The 22,166-nt window shown below is 53.0% G+C and carries 18 protein-coding genes and 1 tRNA gene; 15 read left to right on the forward strand and 4 right to left on the reverse strand.

Annotation, left to right across the window (positions count from 1 at the left end; all coding sequences use genetic code 11):
* The first annotated feature begins 234 nt into the window (after positions 1 to 234).
* Positions 235 to 2,595, forward strand: coding sequence for a RelA/SpoT family protein (locus ACT6Y9_RS01895; protein WP_443743306.1), 2,361 nt, complete (start codon positions 235 to 237; stop codon positions 2,593 to 2,595).
* Positions 2,596 to 2,701: 106 nt separating this feature from the next.
* Here ACT6Y9_RS01895 and greB read toward each other — a convergent pair whose 3' ends face one another.
* Both greB and ACT6Y9_RS01905 read right to left on the reverse strand, forming a co-directional pair.
* The gene (greB, locus tag ACT6Y9_RS01900; protein WP_295480855.1) at positions 2,702 to 3,259 is read right to left on the reverse strand and encodes a transcription elongation factor GreB; all 558 of its coding nucleotides are present in this window, start codon (positions 3,257 to 3,259) and stop codon (positions 2,702 to 2,704) included.
* Between the two features lie 73 nt (positions 3,260 to 3,332).
* Positions 3,333 to 3,408, reverse strand: a tRNA-Ala gene (locus tag ACT6Y9_RS01905).
* Between the two features lie 177 nt (positions 3,409 to 3,585).
* Between ACT6Y9_RS01905 and ACT6Y9_RS01910 the strand changes: the two genes are divergently transcribed.
* From ACT6Y9_RS01910 to ACT6Y9_RS01965, 12 genes are all read left to right on the forward strand, one after another.
* Positions 3,586 to 4,014 carry a DNA polymerase III subunit chi gene (locus ACT6Y9_RS01910; RefSeq protein WP_443743307.1) on the forward strand — a complete coding sequence of 143 codons (429 nt, stop codon included), beginning with the start codon at positions 3,586 to 3,588 and terminating at the stop codon, positions 4,012 to 4,014.
* Positions 4,015 to 4,078: 64 nt separating this feature from the next.
* Positions 4,079 to 4,546 (forward strand): hypothetical protein, encoded by a 468-nt coding sequence (locus ACT6Y9_RS01915; RefSeq protein WP_443743308.1) that lies wholly within the window; start codon positions 4,079 to 4,081, stop codon positions 4,544 to 4,546.
* Positions 4,547 to 4,795: 249 nt separating this feature from the next.
* The gene (locus ACT6Y9_RS01920) at positions 4,796 to 7,654 is read left to right on the forward strand and encodes a valine--tRNA ligase (protein WP_443743309.1); all 2,859 of its coding nucleotides are present in this window, start codon (positions 4,796 to 4,798) and stop codon (positions 7,652 to 7,654) included.
* Between the two features lie 296 nt (positions 7,655 to 7,950).
* The gene (locus ACT6Y9_RS01925) at positions 7,951 to 8,172 is read left to right on the forward strand and encodes a plasmid partition protein ParG (protein ID WP_443743310.1); all 222 of its coding nucleotides are present in this window, start codon (positions 7,951 to 7,953) and stop codon (positions 8,170 to 8,172) included.
* 69 nt (positions 8,173 to 8,241) lie between these two features.
* Positions 8,242 to 9,300, forward strand: coding sequence for a ParA family protein (locus ACT6Y9_RS01930; protein ID WP_443743311.1), 1,059 nt, complete (start codon positions 8,242 to 8,244; stop codon positions 9,298 to 9,300).
* Positions 9,301 to 9,432: 132 nt separating this feature from the next.
* Complete coding sequence (locus ACT6Y9_RS01935) at positions 9,433 to 10,389, forward strand: NAD-dependent epimerase/dehydratase family protein (RefSeq protein WP_443743312.1); 957 nt, start codon at positions 9,433 to 9,435, stop codon at positions 10,387 to 10,389.
* Positions 10,377 to 11,621, forward strand: coding sequence for an HAD-IIIA family hydrolase (locus ACT6Y9_RS01940; RefSeq protein ID WP_443743313.1), 1,245 nt, complete (start codon positions 10,377 to 10,379; stop codon positions 11,619 to 11,621). The genes ACT6Y9_RS01935 and ACT6Y9_RS01940 overlap by 13 nt, the downstream gene beginning before the upstream one ends.
* Entirely contained in the window at positions 11,618 to 12,622 is a 1,005-nt protein-coding gene (locus tag ACT6Y9_RS01945) for a GHMP family kinase ATP-binding protein (RefSeq protein ID WP_443743314.1), read from the forward strand. Before ACT6Y9_RS01940 ends, ACT6Y9_RS01945 begins: the two co-directional genes overlap by 4 nt.
* A complete protein-coding gene (locus tag ACT6Y9_RS01950; protein WP_443743315.1) occupies positions 12,619 to 13,188 on the forward strand; it encodes an SIS domain-containing protein in 570 nt (189 codons plus the stop codon). The genes ACT6Y9_RS01945 and ACT6Y9_RS01950 overlap by 4 nt, the downstream gene beginning before the upstream one ends.
* A 21-nt stretch (positions 13,189 to 13,209) precedes the next feature.
* Positions 13,210 to 14,367, forward strand: a complete 1,158-nt coding sequence (locus tag ACT6Y9_RS01955; protein ID WP_443743316.1) for a glycosyltransferase — start codon at positions 13,210 to 13,212, stop codon at positions 14,365 to 14,367.
* A gap of 34 nt (positions 14,368 to 14,401) precedes the next feature.
* The gene (locus tag ACT6Y9_RS01960) at positions 14,402 to 15,712 is read left to right on the forward strand and encodes a protoporphyrinogen/coproporphyrinogen oxidase (protein ID WP_443743317.1); all 1,311 of its coding nucleotides are present in this window, start codon (positions 14,402 to 14,404) and stop codon (positions 15,710 to 15,712) included.
* Between the two features lie 75 nt (positions 15,713 to 15,787).
* Entirely contained in the window at positions 15,788 to 16,807 is a 1,020-nt protein-coding gene (locus tag ACT6Y9_RS01965; RefSeq protein ID WP_443743318.1) for a glycosyltransferase family 2 protein, read from the forward strand.
* A 167-nt stretch (positions 16,808 to 16,974) separates the two neighbouring features.
* On the opposite strand, the gene ACT6Y9_RS01970 is transcribed toward ACT6Y9_RS01965, so the two are convergent.
* The gene (locus ACT6Y9_RS01970; protein ID WP_443743319.1) at positions 16,975 to 17,337 is read right to left on the reverse strand and encodes a hypothetical protein; all 363 of its coding nucleotides are present in this window, start codon (positions 17,335 to 17,337) and stop codon (positions 16,975 to 16,977) included.
* On the opposite strand from ACT6Y9_RS01970, the gene ACT6Y9_RS01975 reads away from it, so the two are divergent.
* Positions 17,336 to 18,910, forward strand: a complete 1,575-nt coding sequence (locus ACT6Y9_RS01975; RefSeq protein WP_443743320.1) for an ISAs1 family transposase — start codon at positions 17,336 to 17,338, stop codon at positions 18,908 to 18,910. The genes ACT6Y9_RS01970 and ACT6Y9_RS01975 overlap by 2 nt on opposite strands.
* 366 nt (positions 18,911 to 19,276) lie before the next feature.
* Here ACT6Y9_RS01975 and ACT6Y9_RS01980 read toward each other — a convergent pair whose 3' ends face one another.
* Positions 19,277 to 20,437, reverse strand: coding sequence for a hypothetical protein (locus ACT6Y9_RS01980; RefSeq protein WP_443743321.1), 1,161 nt, complete (start codon positions 20,435 to 20,437; stop codon positions 19,277 to 19,279).
* Positions 20,438 to 20,782: 345 nt separating this feature from the next.
* Between ACT6Y9_RS01980 and ACT6Y9_RS01985 the strand changes: the two genes are divergently transcribed.
* Positions 20,783 to 22,141 carry an ISAs1 family transposase gene (locus ACT6Y9_RS01985; RefSeq protein ID WP_443743322.1) on the forward strand — a complete coding sequence of 453 codons (1,359 nt, stop codon included), beginning with the start codon at positions 20,783 to 20,785 and terminating at the stop codon, positions 22,139 to 22,141.
* Positions 22,142 to 22,166: the final 25 nt, after the last annotated feature.

The raw sequence follows: 22,166 nt of genomic DNA on the forward strand, positions 1-22,166 counted from the left end.
GGCGGCCCGGCCGTTTTCTTATTTCTTATTCATCGCCCCCTCTTCCGGGCACTCCCGCGGCGGCGGCGGGTTGAGGCCTTCCTCTGCGGCGAAGCCGCCCTCCGCGGACTATGCTTTGGAAGAGGCGCGCGCAGCCCCCACGGAACAGCACGGCCCTGCAGAGAGCCCGATCAACCCTCCGGGCGCCCGGGACGAACGCCTGCCGCGCGCATGCACAAGAACAGGAAGAACGCCATGGCCCTCGATTCCGCTCCGACTTTTCCGGACGACATGTACGCCACAGCCGACGAAGGCGCCAAGCCTTTGCCGACGCCGCCGAGGAAGCCCATATCCCCCTTTGGCTTCACCAAGCACCTGCAGCGTTCTCCGATTCCCGTTCCCGTCATGCCCGCGAAGCTTCCCGACGCGGACCTGCCGCTCTTCACGCCGCAGCACTCCGACGGCGTCGTGACCGCACAGGCGCTCGTGGACACCTGCCGGCTCTATCTCTCGCCCTCTGACGTCGAGAAGATCCGCGAGGCGTACCGCTACGCCGACAACGCGCACCTCGGGCAGTTCCGCAAGTCGGGCGAGCCCTACATCACGCACCCCATCGCCGTCGCCTCGATCCTCGCCTCCTGGCGCATGGACGCCGAGACGATCGAAGCGGGCCTCATGCACGACGTGCTCGAAGACACGGGCACGAGCAAGCGCGAGATGGCCGAGAAGTTCGGCATCGAGGTCGCGGAGCTCGTGGACGGCGTCTCCAAGCTCGACAAGCTCAAGTTCTCCTCGAACGAAATCGCCCAGGCCGAGAGCTTCCGCAAGATGCTCCTCGCGATGTCGCGCGACGTGCGCGTGATTCTCGTCAAGCTCGCCGACCGCATCCACAACATGAGGACGCTCGGCGTGATGCGCCCCGAGAAGCGCGCCCGCATCGCCCGCGAGACGCTCGACATCTACGTGCCGATCGCGCACCGCCTCGGCCTCAACAACGTCTTTCGCGAACTCCAGGAACTCTCCTTCGCGAACCGCTATCCCTTGCGCTACCGCGTGCTCTATGAAAACGTCCTGAAGACGCGCAACAACCGCCGCGAGTACCTCGAGAAGGTGATGCACGACGCGAAGACCGCGCTCGCGAAGGCGGGGATCCCCTGCCGCATCCTCGGGCGCGACAAGACGATCTACGGCATCTACAACAAGATGCGCGAGAAGCACCTCTCCTTCTCCGACGCGCTCGACATCTACGGCTTCCGCATCGTCGTGCAGTCGCGCGACGACTGCTACCTTGCATTGGGCGCCCTCCACCAGCGCTGGAAGCCCGTCAACGCCCGCTTCAAGGACTTCATCGCCATCCCGAAGTCGAACGGCTACCAGTCGATCCACACGACCGTGATCGGTCCGGACGGCACGCCCGTGGAGTTTCAGCTGCGCACCGAGGCGATGCACCGCATCGACGAGGACGGCATCCTCGTGCACTGGCTCTATGCATCCTCCGACGACACCTCGGACCTGCAGTCGCGCACGGCCGCCTGGCTGCAGAACCTCCTCGAGATCCAGCGCACGAGCTCGGACAGCACGGAGTTCCTTGAAAACATCAAGGTCGACCTCTTCCCGAACCAGATCTACGTCTTCACGCCGAAGGGCCGGATCATTTCGCTCCCGAAGGGCTCCACCGCGATCGACTTCGCCTACGAGATCCACACCGACATCGGCAACCACACCGAGGCCGTGCGCATCAACGGGGAGCCCAAACCCCTCACCGACGCGCTCAAGAACGGCGACCTCGTGCAGGTGATCACCTCGCCCGACGCGCACCCGAGCCCCGCCTGGCTCTCATCGGTCCATTCCGGCCGCGCGCGCGCCGAGATCCGCCAGTACCTGAGGAGCTGCCAGTTCGACGAATCGACGAAGCTCGGGCGCCTTGCGCTCGAAGCGGTCGCGGCCAACCAGAAGATCGACCTGATGGCGATTCCGAGCTCGATCGAGCAGAAGCTCGCCCGCGAGTTCGGCGCGCAGAGCCTCGCCTCCCTCTACGCGATGATCGGCCTCGGGAAGGCGCTCCCCGCCGCGGTGCTCCACCGGCTACGCATGCTGCTGCGCGAAGAGAACCTCGAGAGCACGAGCGGCGACCTGCCCGCCGTCATCGTCAACGGCAACGAAGGCGTCGCGCAGCACCTCGCCGTCTGCTGCCACCCGATCCCGGGCGACGAAATCACGGGCTACAACCGTCCGGGCCTCGGCCTCACCGTCCACCGCGAGGACTGTCCGCACGCGAAGCGCGGCAAGCAGGCTGATCCCGCCCGCTGGATGCACCTCGAGTGGGGCGCGACGAAGCCCGGAGCGCACTTCGCCGTGCCGCTCGAAGTCCGCGTGAAGGACTCCCATGCCGGCCTCGCCACCGTGGCCGCGGCCGTCTCCGAAGCAAATTCGAGCATCACGGCCGTGACGCTCGAGGAGCGCGAAGCCGAGCACATCGTCCACGTGACGGTGCTTGTGCGCGACCGCAACCACCTCATCCACGTCGTGCGCACGATCCGCCAGAACGAGGTCGTGCTCAAAGTGAAGCGCGTCTTCGAAGAGGGCTCCCCCACGAAGCGCCGCCTCTCGGTGTGACCGGACGGAAGAGGCTCCGCCCCCTTCCACCCCTCAGAAGCGCAAACGCCTCCCTGAAGCCCGCGGGCCCCGGGGAGGCGTTTTGTTTTTCCGGCAGTCCGTTCTCCTAGGGCAGCGGCTGCTCGTTCGTGTAGGTGACCTCAAGGATTTCGAGCGTGTCCACGCCCGCCGGATGGGTCGAAGTGGCCGGGGTCGGGAGCTTCACTTCGTCGCCCTCATGGTGCTTGAGAAGCACCCGGGCGATCGGGCTGATCCAGCTCACGTCGCCGTGCTCGGCGTCCGCCTCGTCGATGCCGACGATGCGGATCTTGCGCTCCTCGCCGCGCTGATTGGCGTAGAGCACCGTAGCGCCGAAGAAGACCTGGTCGGTCTCGGGGTGAAGAGCGGGATCCACCACCTCCGCGGACTCGATGCGCTTGTTGAGGAAGCGGATGCGCCGGTCGATCTCGCGCAGACGCTTCTTGCCGTAGAGGTAGTCGCCGTTCTCGGAGCGGTCGCCGTTGCTCGCCGCCCAGGCGACGACGTTCACGACGTCGGGGCGCTCGACGTTCACCAGGCGCTCGCGCTCGTCGAGAAGCCTGCGGTAGCACGCGGGCGTCATGTAGTTCTTCGTATTGGGAGGAAGCCCGGGGAGCTTCACCTCGTCATCGTCATCCTGAGACATGGCAACAATTCCTGCGGCATAGCAAAAAGCCCCGGAAGACGAAACAACCGAGGCTTTTTACAAGAATTCGTGGTGGTGGAGAAGAGGAGGATCGAACTCCCGACCTCTGCATTGCGAACGCAGCGCTCTCCCAGCTGAGCTACTTCCCCGCACCGGAGGAGAGGAATTGTGCCCTCAGAAGCGCCGTTGCGCAAGTACTTTGAATCAAAATACCGCATATACGGTATGCGATAGGTATTGGCGCGCTTCCCGCAGCCCGAGTGCGCCGGCCCCGCGGCGGCGGCGTCCGCGCGGAATCGCCGGCCCCATGCGCCATAATGATGAACATGCAGAAAATTGACTTTCACTTCAACGTTCCCAACCGCCTGAGGTACGCCTGTCTCGTCGCGCGCACCGTCTACAAGCGCGGGCTCACGCTCGCGCTCTGGACCTCCGACGCCGAGCGGCTGCGCAGTCTCGACGCGCTCCTCTGGCGCTTCGACGACCTCGCGTTCCTGCCGCACGCCCGCTGCGGCAGCCGCCTCGAGGGTGAAACGCCAATCCTGCTCTCCACGAACCTCGCAGAGCTCAAGGGCGACGTGCTGCTCCTTCTTGACGACCATCTGCCGGGAAACTGGAAGACGGAGTTCGAGCGCTTCGCCCGCATCATCGACGTGGTGAGCACGGAGCCGCAGGAGCTCAAGCTCTCGCGCGACCGCTACCGCGCCTACAAGGCCCAGGGCGTGGAGCTCGCAGCCTACGACCGCCGTCAGTAGCCGACCGATCTTCCCGCCTCTCCCCCTCTTTTCTCCTCCCTCCCCCTTTGAGGATTTGACCGCGATGAACCGACAGGAACCCGTCATCGACGCGAACGCCACAACGAGCGTGCTGCTCACGCACCGCGTCCCCTTGTCCTGGGAGGAATTGGTCCGCATTGCGCCGGCGGAGGCCCCACGCGAACCGACGCTCACGCTCCCGCCTGCAGCCGAGTCCGCGCCCGTCGCGCCGACGGCGGCGGCAAAAGCGCCCGAACCGGCGCCTGCCGCCCCCGCAGCGCCCGCACCCGCTCCCGCCGAACCGCAGCCGCTTCTCCTCACCGACGCCGAGAAGAAGGCGATCATCGCGCGCCTTGCGCCCGGAATCGAAGCCACCGTCCGCCAGGGGCTGCGCGACGCGCTCGACCTCGCCGTCTCCAACGCCGTCACGCGCCTCAGGGCCGACCTCGAACGCACGCTCTCCGCGCAGGTCGTGCAGGCCGTCGATAAGGAGATCCGCCGGGCGGACCTCTCCGACATCGTCAAGCGGTGAAGCTCTGCGGCGGCTGAGCCCCGCACCCCCGCCGCGCCCATCCGTAGCGCCCTGCGTTCGTGAGAAAATTGCCGAACCAATGATTTTTTGACGCATCGCCCCGACCGGAGGGCCTGCGGCGCCCTGAGGCGCTCCCTCGGGCCCGCTTCGGGCCGACCACCCCTTTTCATCCCCGACGCCGTGCGCGGCGCGGCTGCAGGAGACCTTCTCCCGCGCCGCCCTCCGGCGCCAATTTCTTTCTGTGAAGTCATGACGGAACAGCAATCCCAAGAGCTCGCCAAGAGCTTCGACCCCAAGACCATCGAATCGCGCTGGTATCCCATCTGGGAGGAGCGCGGCTACTTCAAGGCCGGCCTCGATCCGAAGAAGCCCGCCTTCTCCATCCAGCTGCCGCCCCCCAACATCACGGGCATCCTGCACATGGGTCATGCCTTCAACCAGACGGTGATGGACACGCTCACGCGCTACCACCGCATGGCGGGCTACAACACGATGTGGCTGCCGGGCACCGACCACGCCGGCATCGCTACGCAGATCGTGGTTGAGCGCCAGCTCGAGAAGCAGGGCCTGAAGCGCCGCGACATGAAGCGCGAGGACTTCATCGCCAAGATCTGGGAGTGGCAGAAGTTCTCCGGCGGCTCGATCCTGCAGCAGATGCGCCGCCTCGGCGACAGCGTCGACTGGGACCGCCTCTACTTCACGATGGACGACAAGCTCTCGAAGGTCGTGATCGAAACCTTCGTGCGTCTCTATGAAGAGGGCCTCATCTACCGCGGCAACCGCCTCGTCAACTGGGACCCGAAGCTGCAGAGCGCCGTCTCCGACCTTGAGGTCGAGAGCGAAGAGGCCGACGGCCATCTCTGGGAGATCCGCTATCCGGGCGTGGACGGCTCCGAAGGCGTCGTTGTCGCGACGACCCGTCCCGAAACGCTCTTCGGCGACCAGGCGGTCGCCGTGCATCCCGAGGACGAGCGCTACAAGCACCTCGTGGGCAAGATGCTCAAGCTTCCGCTCACCGACCGCGTCATTCCGGTGATCGCCGACGAGTACGTCGACCGCGAGTTCGGCTCGGGTTGCGTGAAGATCACGCCGGCGCACGACTTCAACGACTTTGAGGTCGGCCGCCGCCACAACCTCCCGATGCTCAACGTCCTCACGAAGACGGCGCGAATGAACGAGAACGTGCCGGAGAAGTACCGCGGCATAGACCGCTACGAGTGCCGCAAGGCCGCCGTGGCGGACCTCGAGGCCGCCGGGCTCTTGGTCGGCATCAAGCCGATCAAGCACATGGTGCCGCGCGTCTCCCGCACGGGCGAAATCGTCGAGCCGATGCTCTCCGAGCAGTGGTACATGGCGATGAGCAAGCCCGCGCCCGAAGGCACCCTCTATCCGGGGAAGTCGATCGCCGAGGTGGGTCTTGAAGCCGTCGAATCCGGCGAAGTGAACATCTTCCCGGCTGAGTGGCGAGGCGTCTACCGCCAGTGGCTCGACAACATCCAGGACTGGTGCCTCTCGCGTCAGCTCTGGTGGGGTCATCAGATTCCGGCCTGGTACGACGAGGCGGGCAACGTCTTCGTCGCCCGCACGGAGGCCGAGGCGCAGAAGCAGGCCGATGAGAAGGCCGGCCACCCCGTCAAGCTCACGCGCGACGAGGACGTGCTCGACACCTGGTTCTCCTCGGGCCTCGTGCCCTTCTCGACGATCGGCTGGCCCGACGCCGAGGGCGAGGAGAAGACCGCCTACGACCTCTACCTCCCCTCGACGGTGCTCGTCACCGGCTACGACATCCTCTTCTTCTGGGTCGCCCGCATGGTGATGCTCACGAAGCACTTCACCGGCCGCGTGCCCTTCAAGAACGTCTACATCCACGGCCTCGTGCGCGACGCCGAGGGCAAGAAGATGTCGAAGTCCGAGGGCAACACGCTCGACCCCCTCGACATCATCCAGGGCATCGACCTCGAGCACCTGATTGAAAAGAACACCCGCGGTCTGCGTCAGCCCGAAAAGGCGCCGATCGTCGAGAAGAAGCTCCGCAAGAACTACCCCGAGGGCATCGCCGCCCACGGCGCCGACGCGCTGCGCTTCACGATGGCCGCCTACGCCACGCTCGGCCGCAACGTCAACTTCGACCTGAAGCGCGCCGAGGGCTACCGCAACTTCTGCACGAAGCTTTGGAACGCCACCCGCTTCGTGCTCATGAACGTCGAAGGCAAGGACTGCGGCGTGGGCGAAACCGCCGGCGCGCCGATGGAGTTCTCCTTCGTGGACGAATGGATCAAGAGCGAGCTCGCGCGCACGACGAAGGAGGTGATCGCCGCCTACGCCGACTACCGCCTCGACAACGCCGCGAACACCATCTACTCCTTCGTCTGGAACCAGTACTGCGACTGGTACGTCGAGCTCGCCAAGGTGCAGCTCCGCGGCAGCGAAGCCGTGCAGCGCGCCACGCGTCACACGCTCGTGACGGTCCTCGAGACGGTGCTGCGTCTTGCGCACCCGATCATCCCGTTCATCACCGAAGAGCTCTGGCAGAAAGTCTCCGTCATCGCCGGCACCCGCCGCGAGGATGAAGAAACCTCGATCATGATTCAGGCCTATCCGACCTTCAATGAAGCGGATCTGAAGCCTGAAGCCACAGCCCGCATGGCGACCGTGCAGCAGATGATCGACTCGATCCGCAATCTGCGCTCCGAGATGAAGCTGCCGCCTTCGCAGAAGCTCCCGCTTCTCATCTCCGGCAATGAAGTCGAGTGCCTCGCCGCCGCGCCCTACCTCCAGCAGCTCGCCCGCGTTGAACCGGTCGAACACGTGGAGAACATGGAGCAGCGCCAGAAGGGCACGGTCGCTCCCGTCGCGATCGTCGGTGACTTCAAGCTGATGCTCAAGGTCGAGATCGACGTCAAGGCTGAACTGGAGCGTCTTGAGAAGGAGGCCGCCCGCCTTCAAGGTGAAATCAAGAAGTGCGAAGGAAAGCTTTCCAACGAGAAGTTCATTTCAAAAGCCCCTTCCGATATTGTGAACGCAGAAAAAGATAGATTAGCAAACTTTACGGAAAAACTAGCAAAAATCCGTCAACAAATTGAAGTGATTAAGGACACTGCCAAATAATCAAGTCCCTTTTGGATGCTTGCTCAAGCATCCAAAATCCCCTCAGACACAAAGTCTTCCATACTCTCGAGCTGGTATCTCGAGCCTCCACCTATGTCGGGCACTACCTGAATCGATGTGATGTGCAGTAGCTCGGGTAAGTCGACTCATGCGCCCGGCGCCTCATCTGTCGGTGCCGATGACACACCGAGCCGCAGCGTATGCTTATATAGAGTGCAAGATAGATATGCTATACTCAAATGAGTTAACGCGCTTTAGTGAATGAATCTCATTTAATTGAAGGAGTGATAGGCAAAATGAACCCTCCTATTAAGAACGTCCCCAGTGTTGGCAGCACAGGGATCAGCAAGTCAAAAAGTGATGGCCTTGCTGCTGGCAAGGCGACCACGGTTCGGGTGAATTTCGACCTGGATCGTGACCAGCATATTAAGTTGAAGCTCTTCGCTACGAGGCAGGGCAAGACCATCAAGGAAGTGCTGAGTGACTACGTTGCACAGCTTCCAGCGCAGGGCGCGTAAGGTTTCAGAGCCTTAACACTAAGAATTCAGGTCGGGTTACGATAATTTCAAATCTCAAAAAGTGATCAAATGGCAATTTACACAATATGGAACAATAAGGGTGGCGTCGGAAAGAGTTATCTGACTTTTCAAGTTGCATCCGAATATGCATCCCAGCATCCAGAGAAAAAGGTTTTAGTAGTTGATCTTTGTCCCCAAGCTAATTCTTCCTCTATGTTGCTGGGAGGAATGATTAATGGCGAGGAAACTCTGAGTCAGTTGCATGGGATGGTTCCGCGCACGTCTATCGCAGGTTACATCGATGATCGCATTGCCAGTCCATATCAAAATCCTCGCACAGGGACTCAATACCTGACATCTGTTAGTCGATTCAATCACAGCATCCCGAATAATCTATTTCTGATTGCTGGCGATGAGCAGCTTGAGCTTCAAGCGCCTCGAGTAAGATCTGCTACGCAGCCAGGCCCAGATGACGCTTGGCGGCTTGTACATATGTGGATTCGTGACCTTATCGCAGATATCGTTGATTCTTGGGATGACGTCGATCATGCAGTATTCATTGATTGCAACCCAAGCTTTTCCATCTACACTGAATTGGCGCTGTGTGCATCGGAGAGATTGATTGTTCCGTTTTCAGCAGACGGATCATCTAAGCGTGCTGTTCGTTCTGTATTGGCGCTAGCGTTTGGCGTTAGCCGGCAACCAGGACAATTGCAATCTGAGTTTTTCCGCGGTACCCAACGGGCTCAAATGAATCGACCCAAGATATATATGTATGTTGGGAATAGATTGACGCAAAGTTACTATTCATCTGCGGCAGCATTTAAGATGGTGGTTGGTGAAATTGGAGATGAAATATATGATGTCTGGCGTGCCAATCCCAATGAATTTAGCATTCATCCGGCCGGCTCGCCATTGCCAACCAATAAGAAAAGCTTCAAGGCAATGTTCCAAAAGGAAGTTGGCGATGCCAATACGGCATCCGTTGTTTCCAGTACTTTAGGAATCCCAATATGCCAAATGACTTCTGGCACAAAGGTGGTGCTTAGGAAGAATGTTGTAGTTAACCAGTCACAGCTTGATAAGCAGGCCCCAAATATAAGAGATCTTGTGAGTGCTATCGAATAGTGTTGTGTTGAAGTGATGCATGGAAATCTCCCGAATACGGGAGATTGTCAAGAAAAAAATAGGTCAGCTCAGATATTTACATTTGAGCTAGGCCTGGTTGATGCGTTCGCACTGGTATTTATAGGGAATAATATGTCAAATATCTTAATTACTGGCGGGGCTGGATTTATCGGCTCTCATTTGGTTGATCGCCTTCTTAGTGAGGGCCATAGAGTTGTTGTTATTGACAATCTTTCGCTTGGATTGGAACGAAACATTGCACATAACTTGTCAAATGCAAGCTTTGAATTTATCAAGGGAGATGTACTTGACAAGAATTTGATGACGAAGATCTTCAACGATACCAAATTTGATATTGTGTTCCATTTGGCAGCGAACTCTGATATTGCCCGGTCTCATGCCGATCCATCTGTGGATCTGAATATGACGTTCATGACCACCTATTCGGTTCTTGAACAAATGCGAACTCATGACGTAAAGAAGCTGATGTTTGCCTCTACCTCGGCTATTTATGGCAATGCATATGGAATTGAGGTAACTGAAACCTATGGACCTCTCTTCCCTACTTCGCATTACGGTGCTTGTAAGCTCGCGAGTGAAGGAATTATTGCAAGCTACTGCGAAAACTATGGCATTCAGGCGTATATCACACGTTTTCCCAACGTCTGCGGCGAACGAACGACTCACGGTGTGCTACATGACTTCGTCAAGAAATTGAAGAAGCATCCCTGTGAGCTTGAAGTTCTAGGTGATGGTAGACAGGCCAAACCTTATCTCTATGTGAAAGATTTGGTGGATGCTATTCTTTTCGTGATCCAGCATTCCAATAATCAGATCAATTACTTTAACCTTGGGGTTGAGGGAAATACAACGGTTACCAAGATCGCCGAGATGGTGATCTCCTCCATGGGGCTATCGGCAAAAATTCGCTATACAGGAGGCGATCGTGGCTGGGTGGGAGATGTCCCCCTTTTCCGGTATAACCTCGACAAAATCCACCAGCTTGGTTGGAAGGCCTCGCTTTCGTCTGACGAGGCTGTGCAGAAAGCTATCGATTACATCCTGAAGGTGGATCTATGCAACTTGTGATCATCGCTGGTGGAAAAGGAACGCGGCTCGGTCTTAAAGACATTCCAAAGCCAATGTGCCAAATTGGCGGCAAGCCTCTGCTTGAACGCCAGATTGAACTCGCAAAGCGTTACGGTATCAATGAGATCTTCATTCTTTCCGGACATCTTAGCCAAGTCATCATCGACTACTTCGGGGACGGATCGCGTTTCGGCGTGAAGATTCATCATGTCGTTGAGCCTCATCCTCTTGGAACGGCAGGGAGCCTCAAGTTGCTTGAAGGGATGCTTGAGGGCAGATTCCTTGTTTTCTATGGCGATGTTGTAATGGATTTTGACATTGATTCGTTTACGCAATTTGATTTGGCGGACCCAAATACTGTTGGCACGCTCTTGGTTCATCCCGGGAATCATCCCTATGACAGTGATCTTGTAGAAATCAATGCAGAGAACGAGATTACGGGGTTCCTATCCAAACCTCATCCGGAAGGGATGATCTACCGAAACCTCAACAATGCTGCTGTATACATCTTTGGGCAAGAGATCTTCAATGCGATTCCGAAGGATGTGCCCCTTGATTTTGGCAAGGATATATTTCCGAAGCTTGTTGCGTCAGGCAAACGCTTGCGGGCTTATGACACGCCCGAATTCATTCGGGATATGGGCACACCTGATCGACTTAAAGTGATCGAAAAGGATGTGGTCTCTGGTCTCGTTTCAAGGCTGAACAGGAAGAACCCGCGCAAGGCAATATTTCTTGATCGTGATGGGACAATCAATGTGAATATGGATACGCACCCGACAGTGGAAGGGTTCCGCCTTTTGCCAGGAGTTGCCGAAGCGATTCGCAAAATTAACGAAAGTCACTTCCTTGCGATCGTGGTTACGAACCAGCCGATGATCGCGAAAGGTTTTCTTACGTTTGAGGAGCTCGACTCAATACATAAGAAGATGGAGACCTTACTGGGTGAAGAGCGCGCTTACGTTGATCGCATCTATTTCTGTCCACACCATCCAGAGAAGGGGTTCCCGGGAGAAGTGCCAGAGCTCAAGACATTGTGCAGCTGCAGAAAGCCACATCCTGGGATGCTTCTTCAGGCAGCTCAGGCTCTCAACATCGATCTCAAGGAATCTTGGATGATCGGTGACAGCGAAACAGATGTCGCCGCAGGTGAAGCTGCAGGTTGCAAAGCAATTCAGCTTAAGCCAGACTTTACTCTTCTTGACGCAATTGATAAGGTATTAAACAAGTGATTATCACCCGAACACCGTTGAGGGTAAGCTTCGCCGGGGGCGGAAGTGATCTGCCATCGTACTATGAGAAGTACGGAGGAGCTGTGCTTTCAACGGCAATCAACAAGTACATCTATCTGACGATGCACCCCTATTTCTTCAAGTCTGGGTATTTCCTGAAGTACTCAGAAGTGGAGCATGCCAGCAAGGTAGATGAAATTAAGCACCCGATTATCCGCGAGGTTTTCAGACTCTACGGCATCAAGGGGGTAGATTTTAGCTCTAGCGCCGATGTGCCGAGCGGTAATGGTCTTTCTTCTTCATCTGCCTTTACGACTGGGTTGATACAACTCTGCAATGCTTACAAGGAGCTTTACAAGACAAAAGCTGAAATTGCATCCGAAGCCTGTCACGTAGAGATTGAAATTCTCGGGGAACCAATTGGGAAGCAGGATCAGTACGCATGTGCATGCGGTGGTCTCAACTTCATTCAATTCGAACGCAGCGGCGAGGTCACTGTAGAAAAGGTATACCTAACGAGTGATGGATACCATCGCCTCGAGAATAACCTAATGCTCTTTTACACTGGGATTACTCGGTCGGCTTCTTCGATACTTCAGGAACAGAAGAGCAATACAACGCATGACACAAAGAAGATTGAGAACCTTCACAAGATGGTTGGACTCGCGGGGAACTTGCGTGACGAACTGCTCCGCAACAACATTGACGCTATGGGCGAGATTTTGCATCAGGGGTGGCTCCTGAAGCGAGAACTTGCGAGCAAAGTAACAAACCCGCAGATTAATGACTGGTATGAGCGGGCGCTTAGAGCAGGAGCGCTCGGCGGTAAGCTGTTAGGCGCTGGAGGCGGTGGTTTCCTGTTATTTTATGTACAGGAACAGAATCATCAACGTGTTCGAGATTCGCTTTCGGACCTTAAGGAAATGCCCTTCAAATTCGACAACAAGGGCACGACGATCATCCACTTCAACAAGCACTCTCTTAAAGGAATTTTCCAATGATTAATTTCATCACAGATATCGAAAGTTACTTTGAAAAGCTCAAAATGACCATTGATAATGTTGACCGCAATGAAATCAACACATTCATCAGCTTGCTTCTAAAAGCTCGTGATGAAGGAAGACATATCTTCATCATGGGCAACGGCGGTTCCGCTGCAACAGCTAGTCATTTTGTGTGTGACTTTAACAAGGGGGTTTCATACGGCAAAGATCGTCGCTTTAAGTTTTTCTGCCTCAACGACAGCATGGCGACCGTTAGTGCATATTCCAATGATGTCGCCTATGAAGTTGCATTTCTCGAACAACTTAAAAACTTCGTGGAACCTGGCGATCTCGTGATCGGCATCAGTGGTTCTGGCAATTCGAAGAATATTCTTCTCGCTATTGAATACGCGAACTCTATTGGTGCGGAGACGATTGGCATCACGGGGTATGATGGAGGGAAATTGAAACTCTTGGCCAAGTACTCCGTGAATGCTAACACAAACGATATGCAAATTAGCGAGGATATGCATATGATTCTGAATCATTTATGCATGAAAATTATTTGCAAAATTAATAACTGATTAAGTTAATGGATTAATGCGATGATCCCAACTCAGCACCCGAAAGTGTCGGTGATTGTTCCGATTTATAAAGTAGAAAAGTATCTTGTTCAATGTTTAGACTCGATTATCAACCAGACTTTGAGAGACATTGAAATTATTCTGATCGATGAGGGTGATCACGATGCATGTAGATATATCATTGATCACTATGAACAAACAGATAGCCGCGTAAGAGGCATCCACGAAAATAATGGTGGGTATGGTCGCTCTGTTAATAAAGGCTTCGAGCTGGCTAGAGGAGAATTCATTAGCATCATAGAAAGCGATGATTTTATTGATTCACGGATGCTTGAAGATTGCTTTGAAATTGCAAACAAATTCAATGCTGATGTTGTCGCAACCCCCTATTACGAATATTGGGATAAAAGTAGAGAGTCTCCTGAGCGCAAAGAAATTGTGTGGTGGACAAAATATTTCACAAAGGTGCCTAGTGACAGGATTATTTCTGCTAAAGAGTACCCTCAGTTTTTAGGCGTCCATCCTTCAATTTGGGCTAAGCTATATAGAAAATCCTATCTTGATAAAAATGAAATAAGGTGCATTGAGGCAAGAGGGGCTGGTTACATCGATCATTTACTTAGAGCTCAAATCATGTTGATGACAGATAAACTTGTTTGGAATCCAAAGCCTTACTATCATTACCGGCTATCTAATGAAAATGCCTCTTCTGCTGCGGGAATGTGGGATATTAAAACAATGTTGCAAAGATGGAGCGAGGTGCACGATTGGATAAAAATGCAACATGCGATCAATTACGATGATTTCGCTTCTTGGATGATTCGAGAAGAATATGTTTGCACTCTTGATAAAATGTTGTCATTCCCTTTATTCCGAACGCAGGAAAATATATCGGCGCTGATAGAAAATTTCAAATACACAAAAGTGGAACACATTGAAAATTCTTTAGCATTAAATAAGAAAGAAAAAAAGAAGGCATTGCGTTTTATGGAAACCGTCAAAGATGCCTCAGACTTTAAAAGGTACTGTGTAGAAGTCCTATCAGATTCAAAAGATTTTGTTCCGACAATTAGGATCAAGCTTTTTGGGTTGATACCAATGATCCTTTGTAAGAAAACTTCAAATAGATGGAAGGTCTTTTTGTTTGATGTGATTCCATTGCTTAGCATTAGATCGTAACAACACCCACGGCCTTAATTTTGAGAATTCAATTATGCATATCGTAATTCTTGGCGGCGGCCTTTCGGCTATATCTGCGTCCTTATTTCTTCAAGATAAACCAAATATCGAAAAAATTGTAATCCTAGAAAAAGAAGAGGTTCCAGGGGGGCTTTGTCGAACTTTTTCAACAAATGGCATTGAATGGGATATTGGCCCCCACATTATTTTCTCCAAAGACAAAGAAGTTCTGAGTTTCATGAACCAGTCTCTGGAGGAGAACAATGAACAGCATCGCAGATCAAACCGAATCATTCACGACAAACGCTTCATTCAGTATCCGTTTGAAAATGACCTATCCAAACTTTCAGAGCATGACAAGTTCGTATGTCTGAATGGTTTTCTCCATAACCCGTATGAAAACTATCCTGTAGCCAATATGTTGCAGTTCTTTCTGCGTACCTTCGGTGAAGGCATCACAAATATGTACCTTCGCCCATACAATGAGAAGATCTGGAAGTTTGATCCAGCATTTATGGACACGCAGATGGTCGAGCGCATCCCGAGACCGCCCAAGGAAGACATCATCAAGTCAGCAGCTGGCGAGACTGTTGATGGCTACACGCATCAGCTCTACTTCAATTATCCAAAGACTGGTGGCACGGAGTCATTGATCAAGGCTCTCGTTAAGAAGCTTTCGGACAAGGTGGAGATTGTGACTAGCGCGGAAGTCAAGGCTGTAGAAAAGCGTTCTGGTAAGTTCGTCATTACAGCCAAAGAGACGACTTACGAAGCGGACAAAGTGATTTCAACCATCCCAATGGATCAACTCGTCCCAATGTATGCCACAGAAACACCTGTCCCAGAAGAAGTGAAGGATTGCGCCCATGCTTTGCATCACAATTCCATCGCGATTTGTATCGTCAATGTCAAGAAGGACTTTGCCGGTGACAACTACGCCTTTATGATCGCAGATCGTAATGTAATATTCCATCGAATCTCAAAATTGGACTTCATGGGGAAATGCTATCACCTGCCAGACACCGTTACGTACATGGCAGAGATTACGTACAGAACAGATGACATCTACGATAAGATGTCTGAAGAGGAAATGGAGAAACAGGTTGCGAACGGTCTAGAACGCATCGGATTTATTGAATCTCCAGAAGACATTAACTTTATCAAGATCAAGCGCTTTGACTATGCGTATGTCATTTATGATCTGATGCACAAGCAAAACACATCGAAAATCATTGAATATCTTGCACGAGAAGGAATTTATGTCAACGGACGTTTTGGCTCCTTTGCCTACCTTAATATGGATGCTATTATTCGGCAGTCGATAAACCTAGCGGCCAACTTCTAATCTATAATCGATTTTCGTGCCTGCAAAATATGGGTTGTAGGCACGTTTTTCTTTTTTGCGACAGTAAAACCTTCTATGAAAGACATTGCCGTATCTATCATACTACCCATCTATGACGTTGAATTGTATCTTGACAGGTGCATCCAGTCGATTCGTGATCAGGATTTATTCAATATTGAAATTATTCTAGCATCCGATGGTCCAGAACAATGTGATTCGATATGTAAGAAATATGCAAAATTGGATGATAGGGTACAACTTGTTATGCACCCTGGGTCTTATGGTAAGGCATTTAATAAGGCCCTTGAAATTGCTAAAGGAGAATACATAGGCATTGTTGAAACAGATGACTGGTGCGATTCCAGGATGTTCTCAAGACTTTATTCCTGCGCGAAGTCTTACGATGCCGATGTTGTAAAAGGTGGTTTTATAGAAGCCTTTGATGAACCAAAACTAAACCGGGTACGCCGTATTTCGAAGAGAGAGAGGTGTATTCAACCACTAAAATATCCGCATCTCTTATCGTTCCAGCCAAGTGTGTGGTCTGCAATATATAAAAAAGAATTTCTAATAAAGAATAGACTTCATATGATCGAAGAAAGAATGTCCTTTATTGATGCTCCTTTTTCAGTCATGACATTCTTAGCTGCGGAAAAAGTTATTTTATTACCAGACGCTAATTATTATTACTATCAATGCAATCCGAACCAATCCATAAAAAAGGCGACATCTTTTGATGGATTACGAGCTGAAGAATGGCTTTACGACAATCTTGAGGTAGAAAAACTCAATGATTATGTTAAAAATGAATTGATTGCGTCAACAATAAGAAGATTGAAATGGAATTCAGAACGATTGGAAAACTCTCAGGATTTCGTTGAAAAATGTACAATGTTTTTTATGTTATTGATTCAGCGGTTGGGTGAAAGTTTTGTCCTTTGTGATCCGAAGGTTTGTCACATGGCTAAATCCATTGGCTTTCCTGAGGAACGGCTTCATCCACCTCGCCTTTTCGGGGTTGTTCGCAGCTCAGGACGAATAAAAATCTATTTCGGTAATCTGAATAAAAGTTTCCCACATCGCGGCACTACCTAACCCGGATTTTTCAAATTCCTCTGAAGCCGCCTTCTCTTGAACCGATGATAGCGTAGGCCTATATACCGCTATCCACCTATAGATTACTCAATAACAAAAAGACAATAAAATCCTCGGAGATCAGAATCCCCAAGGTTTCTTATTTGTTTTTAAGGAACGTTTATGGGTTAGTAGAAAACAGGCTTGTTTCGATCTAGTTTCTGGTATTTTGTGGCATCGTATTTCGCCCCAAATATAATTAGTAACACCTCTGGATGTTGTAAGGCTTGATTTATTTCGAGAAGTATGCCTCTCTTTTTGGTAATCAGAGATCCCGGCAAGTTGATTAATTCTTGTTGAAATCGCTTCAGCGAAATATTGAACCAGCTTCCTTTATCTTCGAAGCCGGAAAACAAAATACGCCGCACTCCATAGATCAGGGCGAACGCATCAACCAGGCCTAGCTCAAATGTAAATATCTGAGCTGGCCTATTTTTTTCTTGACAATCTCCCGTATACGGAGTATACTTCTGTATACGGGAGGTTTCCATGCATCACTTCAACACGCCACGTCTCTGCCGCATCGACGAAGTCGATGCAAAGTTCCTTGAGTTCAAACTCACTCCTGAGCAAAAGGCTCGGTTGCCTGAGGGGAAGAAGATCGTCTTCAGAAAGTCCACTCATCCCCAGAAGGGGAAGGGTTATCGTCAGTTCGTCTCTCGAGCTGAGTACACCAGCAGCGAGCCGGGTAAGCGCGGTCGGGCAGTGTCGATTGCGAGCAAGCTGCTCGGCGTGATCTGGGATGACGACCCCGAGTGGATCTACGAGACGGACAAGTCCAAGTCGTCCATCAAGGCACGTCGTGTTGAGGCAACCAAAAAGGCCGAAAAATCAAAGCGATTGGTGGCTGGCATGCTCTGCCGGATGTTCAGCGACACCATTGAATATGACCGGACGGCCGTCCTCGTCAAGAAAATCCCCGTGCCGCTTTTCCTTGCGGTTGCAGTCCTCTGTGCATCACGCGGGATTACCGATGCCACGTCGGTTGCGAACTACTGGAATCAGAACCTGAGCTACCTTCGCAAGGTTCTTCCGCATGAGGAGCTCAATGAAATTTCTCATGATTCTGTGCGAAGAATCTATCTCTCGCTCAAGGCGGAAACCGTTGAACGCTTCCTCAGCAATTTCTACGAATGGCTCCCAAAGTGGCTGCCTGAGGACGCACGGCGACACATAGCCATCGACGGCCAGACCTGCCGAAGCTCAAGGCACGTCGAAACCAACCGCCGCATGATGCTCCTCAACGCGGTGGACGTCACGGCCGGAAAGCTCTGCATGACGCACACGATGATCGACACGAAGAGCAATGAGCCTAAATATGTGCCTGATATTTTGGGGAAATTAAATGTTGAGGGCGCTCTTGTTTCGCTCGATGCGCTCAGCACCAACCAGGGTATTGCCTCCGAGATTACGCGCCGTGGCGGCTTCTACATGCTCGCCGTGAAGGGGAATCAGATGAAGCTTGAGGCGGCGATCAAGGCTGAAATGTCGAAAGTGAAGGCGGACGTCGAGAACTCGGAGGAGCTGCGGCAGGTGCCGTATGAGCACGAACACTATCGCAACGAAAAACGACACTACGTGGTGCTTCCGGCCAACCGATTGCCGCAGGAGTTGAGGACGGGATGGATAGGATTAGATGAAGGATGCATCATTCAAGCGTTGACCACATCATTCCGCTCAAATAAGGCTGGCGAATGGAGTACTTCAAGAGAAATCAGATACTTCATCACAAACCATCCCTATCAGGACGGGAGTCACGATGAGTGGCTTGCGGAGTGCATACGGGGGCATTGGGGCGTGGAGAGCTTCCACTGGACGATGGACATGCTTTGGCAGCAGGACTACATGCAGTGCAAGCATCCGGCATACCTGAATACGCGGGAAGCAATCGCCAAGCTCGGCCACAATCTGCTCAAGACGTTTCAGCAGATCGACAAGAAAGAACGAGGTTTAAGCCGGATGCGCAGTGAAAAACAGCTTCAGAACGAGGTTGGGATTACGGTTGAGAATGGGCTTATCTGGCTGTTAAAGGCAATTCAGGAACGTGAGTCACTCCAGTCGTAATTCACGAAAATCTGCGTTCGCCCTGAGGGCAATGGGCGATCTACACGCCTGTTCTTCCAGATCTTTGCCAACGAGCAGGGATGGAACTTTCTTTTGTAAAAATTTCTCATGTTGCGTTGGTCGAAGCGATGATCGAAAGCATGAACGGATCCTTAGTTCCGTTAAGCGAGCTACTTGAGAAATGTCTGTCGCGACGAGCAAGTACATGACTATCAGCGGCCTTGTGAGGTCACCGGGATAGAGGTTAAAGAAAACTACCACAAAGAACCGATGAAAACGCCGATGCACCACACCCGGTTATTACAGACAAAAAATCCTCCGCCCTACGCCTTGCAGGGTGTCGTTCACCTTGTTGAGATGATCAAATCAGAGAGGGCTTAGGAACCACTTCCGCCAGAAACTGCCGCTTTTTTCGCGACTTTCAAGATGCTGTCGAATACAGTTGGCGCGATCGGCCAGGACCTTGTTGGAAAGCCCTCGACTCGAAAAATGCGGCATGCTGATCAGGAGACCTTCGTGAAGGTTCGGGACTTTGAAGTCGATCTCACGCACGGCAATCCTGCGTTCTGGATCACCTTCAAGCCCCTCCGTCCACTGCCCATGCTCAGGTTCGCAGAGAAGATCCTCGAACTCCTCCCGTTTCCCGTTGGTGATGATTACAACCGGATGCTCTTTCAGCACTTTCTCCAATCGCTCGCGCCAGGCTTGTCTCCTTGAGCCTTTAATGACTTCCGGATACTTAGGTGCCCCGAGAATGTCGCGAATCAGACCGAAGTCGACGCCTTTGTACATGATGCCGAGCCGATCCCAAATGCCGTGATTGGGCATCTGAACCGGATAGAGATTGCAGTCGCAACCAATGCCTTCGGCGGCGAAAAGACGCAGCTTTTCAACAGCCTGCCGAAGCCCTTGGCTCGTCGAATCAACGTCTTTCTCGCCAAAAAGGCTTCGCACAAAGGCCGCAAGTTTTCTGGCATACAAAAAATTCAACTCATCGAAGCGCTCATCGTCTGGCAGATACCCGAGATCAACTGCGCTGCATAAGTCGGCATCAAGGACCGTATATGGCGTCTCCCCTTTGAAGAAGAGGCAACCGCCCGGCTCGTATCCGCAGAACCAGAGAGGCGAATTCCAGTTGCCGCCACGGCTGCCGCACCTAACATTTTTGGCTAGTTCATCCAGCGCCTGCTTCAGTGTCTCGGCCGATTTTTCACACGGCAGAACTCTCTCGGCCTCGTATCGAGCCATGCTTTCGAGCCCCGGAGGAGGAAGAGCGGCAGCGCCCTTCCATTTTCTGACGACTTCATCCGGAACCGGCTGCCCGGACCTTGCCCAGTCGACAAGAAGAGCAGACATCAGATCCTCAAATCCCCAATAAGCCTTCTCCGGCGTTATTTCATTTTTGGCCCCGAAAGCCTGAGCAAGTCTTTCGCGAATATCCGCTTCCAGTCCCGGCGAAAGCCTCACCGTTGCGGGAACGAACGTTTGGACACTCCTCGAATCCGGCATTTTTTCTCTCTCCATCATTGACAGCTGCTCTTTCAACCAGGGTGAGCGCATCAACCAGGCCTAGCTCAAATGTAAATATCTGAGCTGACCTATTTTTCTTGACAATCTCCTGTGTACAGAGCATGCCTCTGTATACGGGCGATTTCCATGCGTCACTTCAACACACCACGTCTCTGCCGCATCGCCGAAGTCGTTGCAAAGATCCTTGACTTCGAACTCACTCCTGAGCAAAAGGCTCGGCTGCCTGAGGGGAAGAATATCGTCTTCACAAAGTCCACTCATCCCCCGAAGGGGAAGGGTTGTCGTCAGTTCGTCTCTCGAACTGAGTAAACCTGCACCGAGCCGGGTAAGCGGGGTCGGACAGTGTCGATTGCGAGCAAGCTGCTCGGCGTGATCTGGAATGACGACCCCGAGTGGATCCACGAGACGGACAAGTCCAAGTCGTCCATCAAGGCACGTCGTGTTGAGGCAACCAAAAAGGCCGAAAAATCAAAGCGATTGGTGGCTGGCATGCTCTGCCGGATGTTCAGCGACACCATTGAATATGACCGGACGGCCGTCCTCGTCAAGAAAATCCCCGTGCCGCTTTTCCTTGCGGTTGCAGTCCTCTGTGCATCACGCGGGATTACCGATGCCACGTCGGTTGCGAACTACTGGAATCAGAACCTGAGCTACCTTCGCAAGGTTCTTCCGCATGAGGAGCTCAATGAAATTTCTCATGATTCTGTGCGAAGAATCTATCTCTCGCTCAAGGCGGAAACCGTTGAACGCTTCCTCAGCAATTTCTACGAATGGCTCCCAAAGTGGCTGCCTGAGGACGCACGGCGACACATAGCCATCGACGGCCAGACCTGCCGAAGCTCAAGGCACGTCGAAACCAACCGCCGCATGATGCTCCTCAACGCGGTGGACGTCACGGCCGGAAAGCTCTGCATGACGCACACGATGATCGACACGAAGAGCAATGAGCCTAAATATGTGCCTGATATTTTGGGGAAATTAAATGTTGAGGGCGCTCTTGTTTCGCTCGATGCGCTCAGCACCAACCAGGGTATTGCCTCCGAGATTACGCGCCGTGGCGGCTTCTACATGCTCGCCGTGAAGGGGAATCAGATGAAGCTTGAGGCGGCGATCAAGGCTGAAATGTCGAAAGTGAAGGCGGACGTCGAGAACTCGGAGGAGCTGCGGCAGGTGCCGTATGAGCACGAACACTATCGCAACGAAAAACGACACTACGTGGTGCTTCCGGCCAACCGATTGCCGCAGGAGTTGAGGACGGGATGGATAGGATTAGATGAAGGATGCATCATTCAAGCGTTGACCACATCATTCCGCTCAAATAAGGCTGGCGAATGGAGTACTTCAAGAGAAATCAGATACTTCATCACAAACCATCCCTATCAGGACGGGAGTCACGATGAGTGGCTTGCGGAGTGCATACGGGGGCATTGGGGCGTGGAGAGCTTCCACTGGACGATGGACATGCTTTGGCAGCAGGACTACATGCAGTGCAAGCATCCGGCATACCTGAATACGCGGGAAGCAATCGCCAAGCTCGGCCACAATCTGCTCAAGACGTTTCAGCAGATCGACAAGAAAGAACGAGGTTTAAGCCGGATGCGCAGTGAAAAACAGCTTCAGAACGAGGTTGGGATTACGGTTGAGAATGGGCTTATCTGGCTGTTAAAGGCAATTCAGGAACGTGAGTCACGCCAGTCGTAATTCACGAAAATCTGCGTTCGCCCTG

The organism is Sutterella sp. (assembly GCF_052272535.1).
In the GTDB taxonomy this organism is placed as follows: domain Bacteria; phylum Pseudomonadota; class Gammaproteobacteria; order Burkholderiales; family Burkholderiaceae_F; genus Sutterella.